Below are 5,447 nucleotides of genomic sequence, written 5' to 3' on the forward strand. Positions count from 1 at the left end.
CATAAAGAAAAAAAACTTCAAATAAATTTTGGAAGTTTAAATAAAGTTTCTACCTTTGCAGTCCCGACGGAAACGAAGGGAAAACAAAACAAGATAAGTACAGCAGTAATGCTCGAAATATAAGCAGAAGCGCGATGCGGATGCGAAGAAAGTTCTTTAAGAAAATGATCATGTAGCGTAACGAGTAGTTTGAGAGAACGAAAGTTCACAAATCAAACCTTAGTCAATAACTAAATAGATATTAAAAAAGACAATTCTATTTTTTATAAATAGTTAGAGTCAAACTTCATTTTACAATGGAGAGTTTGATCCTGGCTCAGGATGAACGCTAGCGGCAGGCCTAATACATGCAAGTCGGACGGGATCCAGGGCGTAGCTTGCTACAAACTGGTGAGAGTGGCGCACGGGTGCGTAACGCGTGAGCAACCTACCCATATCAGGGGGATAGCCCGAAGAAATTCGGATTAACACCGCATAACACAGCGATCTGGCATCAGAATGCTGTTAAATATTTATAGGATATGGATGGGCTCGCGTGACATTAGCTAGTTGGTAGGGTAACGGCTTACCAAGGCAACGATGTCTAGGGGCTCTGAGAGGAGAATCCCCCACACTGGTACTGAGACACGGACCAGACTCCTACGGGAGGCAGCAGTAAGGAATATTGGTCAATGGAGGCAACTCTGAACCAGCCATGCCGCGTGCAGGATGACTGCCCTATGGGTTGTAAACTGCTTTTGTCCAGGAATAAACGTACTTACGTGTAAGTATTTGAATGTACTGGAAGAATAAGGATCGGCTAACTCCGTGCCAGCAGCCGCGGTAATACGGAGGATCCGAGCGTTATCCGGATTTATTGGGTTTAAAGGGTGCGTAGGCGGCTTTATAAGTCAGAGGTGAAAGACGGCAGCTTAACTGTCGCAGTGCCTTTGATACTGTATAGCTTGAATGTGATTGAAGATGGCGGAATGAGACAAGTAGCGGTGAAATGCATAGATATGTCTCAGAACTCCGATTGCGAAGGCAGCTGTCTAAGTCATTATTGACGCTGATGCACGAAAGCGTGGGGATCGAACAGGATTAGATACCCTGGTAGTCCACGCCCTAAACGATGATAACTCGATGTTAGCGATATACAGTTAGCGTCTTAGCGAAAGCGTTAAGTTATCCACCTGGGGAGTACGCCCGCAAGGGTGAAACTCAAAGGAATTGACGGGGGCCCGCACAAGCGGAGGAGCATGTGGTTTAATTCGATGATACGCGAGGAACCTTACCCGGGCTTGAAAGTTACTGAATTATCTAGAGATAGATAAGTCCTTCGGGACAGGAAACTAGGTGCTGCATGGCTGTCGTCAGCTCGTGCCGTGAGGTGTTGGGTTAAGTCCCGCAACGAGCGCAACCCCTATGTTTAGTTGCCAGCATGTCATGATGGGGACTCTAAACAGACTGCCAGCGTAAGCTGTGAGGAAGGTGGGGACGACGTCAAGTCATCATGGCCCTTACGTCCGGGGCTACACACGTGCTACAATGGATGGTACAGCGGGCAGCTACACAGTAATGTGATGCTAATCTCGAAAAGCCATTCACAGTTCGGATTGAGGTCTGCAACTCGACCTCATGAAGTTGGATTCGCTAGTAATCGCGTATCAGCAATGACGCGGTGAATACGTTCCCGGGCCTTGTACACACCGCCCGTCAAGCCATGAAAGTTGGGGGTGCCTAAAGCATGTAACCGCAAGGAGCGTGTTAGGGTAAAACCGATAATTGGGGCTAAGTCGTAACAAGGTAGCCGTACCGGAAGGTGCGGCTGGAATACCTCCTTTCTAGAGAACAGTTATTGATTCTCGTTACGTTATATACATGATTAAATAAAGAAAAAAGACATTAGAAGAAAGTGCCCATCCCGTATGGTATGGTTACCGAGAGAAAGATAAGATATAGCTAGTCCCGTAGCTCAGTTGGTTAGAGCACTACACTGATAATGTAGGGGTCAGCAGTTCAAATCTGCTCGGGACTACGAAATACTTAGGGGAATTAGCTCAGCTGGCTAGAGCACCTGCCTTGCACGCAGGGGGTCATCGGTTCGACTCCGATATTCTCCACGTTTTCTGGGTTGATAATTAACAATTACTAATTGACAATTATCCATTAGAAAGAAGAGTTCTTTGACATATTGAAAGAAAAAAAGACACAAGAGAAGACAACAGTAGAGACAATGTTGTGATATGCTTGAGTTAATAAACGGACCCTCGGTCTATGCCGAACTGTTTATTGATTAGTATTACGATGTATATATCAAAGCAACTCTATAGTAGCAAAAGGGCTATATGAGTGAAGAAAGTAAATAAGGGTACACGGGGGATGCCTAGGCTCTCAGAGGCGATGAAGGACGTGATAAGCTGCGATAAGCTACGGGTATTGGCAAATGCGAATTGATCCGTAGATTTCCGAATGGGGCAACCTAACTATCTGAAGGATAGTTGTATAATACGCGAACGCGCCGAACTGAAACATCTAAGTAAGCGTAGGAGGAGAAAATAATAATGATTTCGTAAGTAGTGGCGAGCGAACACGAAAGAGCCCAAACCATTGTTGTTACGGCAATAATGGGGTTGTAGGACCACGACATGTGATTTGTAACGTAAACTGGAAGCAGGTGGGAAACTGCGCGATATGGGTGATAGCCCCGTACAGGTAAGCAATACAGCGCTAGTGGTATCCTGAGTAGGGCGGGACCGGAGGAATCCTGCTTGAATCTGCCAGCACCATCTGGTAAGGCTAAATACTCCTGAGAGACCGATAGTGAACCAGTACCGTGAGGGAAAGGTGAAAAGAACCCCGAACAGGGGAGTGAAAAGAACCTGAAACCGTGTACTTACAAGCGGTTGGAGCGGACTTGTTCCGTGACAGCGTGCCTTTTGCATAATGAGCCTACGAGTTACTCTTTACTGGCAAGGTTAAGTGGTTCAGCCACGTAGCCGCAGCGAAAGCGAGTCTGAATAGGGCGTATAGTCAGTAGAGGTAGACGCGAAACCTTGTGATCTACCCTTGGGCAGGTTGAAGTTTGGGTAACACCAAATGGAGGACCGAACCGATAAACGTTGAAAAGTTTCCGGATGACCTGAGGGTAGGGGTGAAAGGCCAATCAAACTGGGAAATAGCTCGTACTCCCCGAAATGTTTTTAGGAACAGCGTCGACATAGAGTCTTATAGAGGTAGAGCTACCGATTGGGTGCGGGGGAGTCAAATCCTACCAAATCCAGACGAACTCCGAATGCTATAAGATATGGTCGGCAGTGAGGCTTTGGGTGCTAAGGTCCAAGGCCGAGAGGGAAAGAACCCAGACCATCAGCTAAGGTCCCTAAATGTAGTCTAAGTTGAACTAACGAGGTCCGGTTGCCCAGACAGCTAGGATGTTGGCTTGGAAGCAGCCATTCATTTAAAGAGTGCGTAACAGCTCACTAGTCGAGCGACCGGGCGTGGATAATAAACGGGCATCAAGATTACTACCGAAGCTATGGATTCATACATTAGCTTGTATGTCTGGTAGGGGAGCATTCTATCGTCGGCGAAGCAGCATGGTAATGTGTTGTGGAGATTATAGAAAAGCAAATGTAGGCATAAGTAACGATAAGGCGGGTGAGAAACCCGCCCACCGAAAGACTAAGGTTTCCTGATCAACGCTAATCGGATCAGGGTTAGTCGGGGCCTAAGGCGCATCCGAAGGGAGAAAGCCGATGGACAACTGGTTAATATTCCAGTACTTTTATATACTGCGATGTGGTGACGGAGTAGTGACACTGCCGCGAACTGACGGAATAGTTCGTTAAAAGGCGTAGGTATTAGAATGGTAGGCAAATCCGCCAATCTAGCTGAAACCCAATAGTACAGCAAACCTTCGGGGGCGTTGATAGAGCAGGTAATCAGACTTCCAAGAAAACCCGCTAAGCTTCAGGTATATAAAACCCGTACCGTAAACCGACACAGGTAGTCGAGGAGAGAATCCTAAGGTGCTCGAGTGAGTCATGGCTAAGGAACTCGGCAAAATGGCCCTGTAACTTCGGGAGAAGGGGCGCTGTCTCAGCGATGAGCAGCCGCAGTGAAAAGGCCCAGGCGACTGTTTAGCAAAAACATATGGCTTTGCAAAATCGAAAGATGAGGTATAAGGCCTGACACCTGCCCGGTGCTGGAAGGTTAAGAGGGGATGTTAGTCGCAAGGCGAAGCATTGAATCGAAGCCCCAGTAAACGGCGGCCGTAACTATAACGGTCCTAAGGTAGCGAAATTCCTTGTCGGGTAAGTTCCGACCTGCACGAATGGTGTAACGATCTGGGCGCTGTCTCAGCCATGAGCTCGGTGAAATTGTGGTATCGGTGAAGACGCCGATTACCCGCAACGGGACGGAAAGACCCCATGCACCTTCACTATAGCTTAACATTGAAATTGGGTACAGGATGTGTAGGATAGGCGGGAGATGTTGAAGTGGCTTCGCTAGGAGTCATGGAATCAACCTTGAAATACCGCCCTTTCTGTATTCGGTTTCTAACTCGATCAAGTCGAGGACATTGTTTGGTGGGTAGTTTGACTGGGGTGGTCGCCTCCAAAAAGGTAACGGAGGCTTTCAAAGGTAAGCTCAGTACGCTTGGTAACCGTACGAGGAGTGCAATGGCATAAGCTTGCTTGACTGTGAGGCCTACAAGCCGAGCAGGGTCGAAAGACGGACATAGTGATCCGGTGGTTCTGTATGGAAGGGCCATCGCTCAAAGGATAAAAGGTACGCTGGGGATAACAGGCTGATCTCCCCCAAGAGCTCATATCGACGGGGAGGTTTGGCACCTCGATGTCGGCTCGTCACATCCTGGGGCTGGAGAAGGTCCCAAGGGTTGGGCTGTTCGCCCATTAAAGTGGCACGCGAGCTGGGTTCAGAACGTCGCGAGACAGTTCGGTCCCTATCTGTTGTGGGCGTTGGAAGTTTGAGTGGATCTGTCCTTAGTACGAGAGGACCGGGATGGACTGACCGCTGGTGAACCAGTTATGCCGCCAGGTGTACGGCTGGGTAGCTACGTCGGGAATAGATAAGCGCTGAAAGCATCTAAGTGCGAAACTAGCCACGAGATGAGACTTCCTTATAGGGTCGTAGGAGATGACTACGTTGATAGGCTACAGGTGTAAAGGTTGAGAGACCAAAGCTGAGTAGTACTAATAGCCCGAAGCTTTCCAAGCGGATAGTAACTGTTGTCTTCTTCTTTTTTCTATTTTTTCTTTCAATAGTATGTCAATGTTTATTTATAATATGTTAAGATATAAATAACTCAAAAGATCTTTGGGTGCCTATATCGGTGGTGTTCACCTCTTCCCATTCCGAACAGAGCAGTTAAGCCCACCCGAGCCGATGGTATTGCCGTAACAGGTGGGAGAGTAGGTCGGTGCCTTCTTTTATTCAATAAT

The 5,447-nt window shown here is 47.6% G+C and carries 2 tRNA genes and 3 rRNA genes; all 5 read left to right on the plus strand.

The features are described from left to right. The first annotated feature begins 293 nt into the window (after positions 1-293). The 5 genes from IPZ78_RS16985 to rrf all read left to right on the plus strand — a co-directional run bounded on the left by IPZ78_RS16985 (position 294) and on the right by rrf (position 5,434). Positions 294-1,823, plus strand: a 16S ribosomal RNA gene (locus tag IPZ78_RS16985). A 120-nt stretch (positions 1,824-1,943) separates the two neighbouring features. Next, positions 1,944-2,017 (plus strand) — tRNA-Ile (locus IPZ78_RS16990). Positions 2,018-2,028: 11 nt separating this feature from the next. Then, a tRNA-Ala gene (locus tag IPZ78_RS16995) sits at positions 2,029-2,102 on the plus strand. 232 nt (positions 2,103-2,334) lie between these two features. Further along, positions 2,335-5,221 (plus strand): 23S ribosomal RNA (locus IPZ78_RS17000). Positions 5,222-5,322: 101 nt separating this feature from the next. Further along, a 5S ribosomal RNA gene (gene rrf / locus IPZ78_RS17005) occupies positions 5,323-5,434 on the plus strand. The 16S, 23S and 5S rRNA genes sit together here with 2 tRNA genes alongside, the layout of an rRNA operon. Positions 5,435-5,447 lie beyond the last annotated feature (13 nt).

Source organism: Sphingobacterium bovistauri, from assembly GCF_020295405.1.
GTDB lineage: Bacteria > Bacteroidota > Bacteroidia > Sphingobacteriales > Sphingobacteriaceae > Sphingobacterium > Sphingobacterium bovistauri.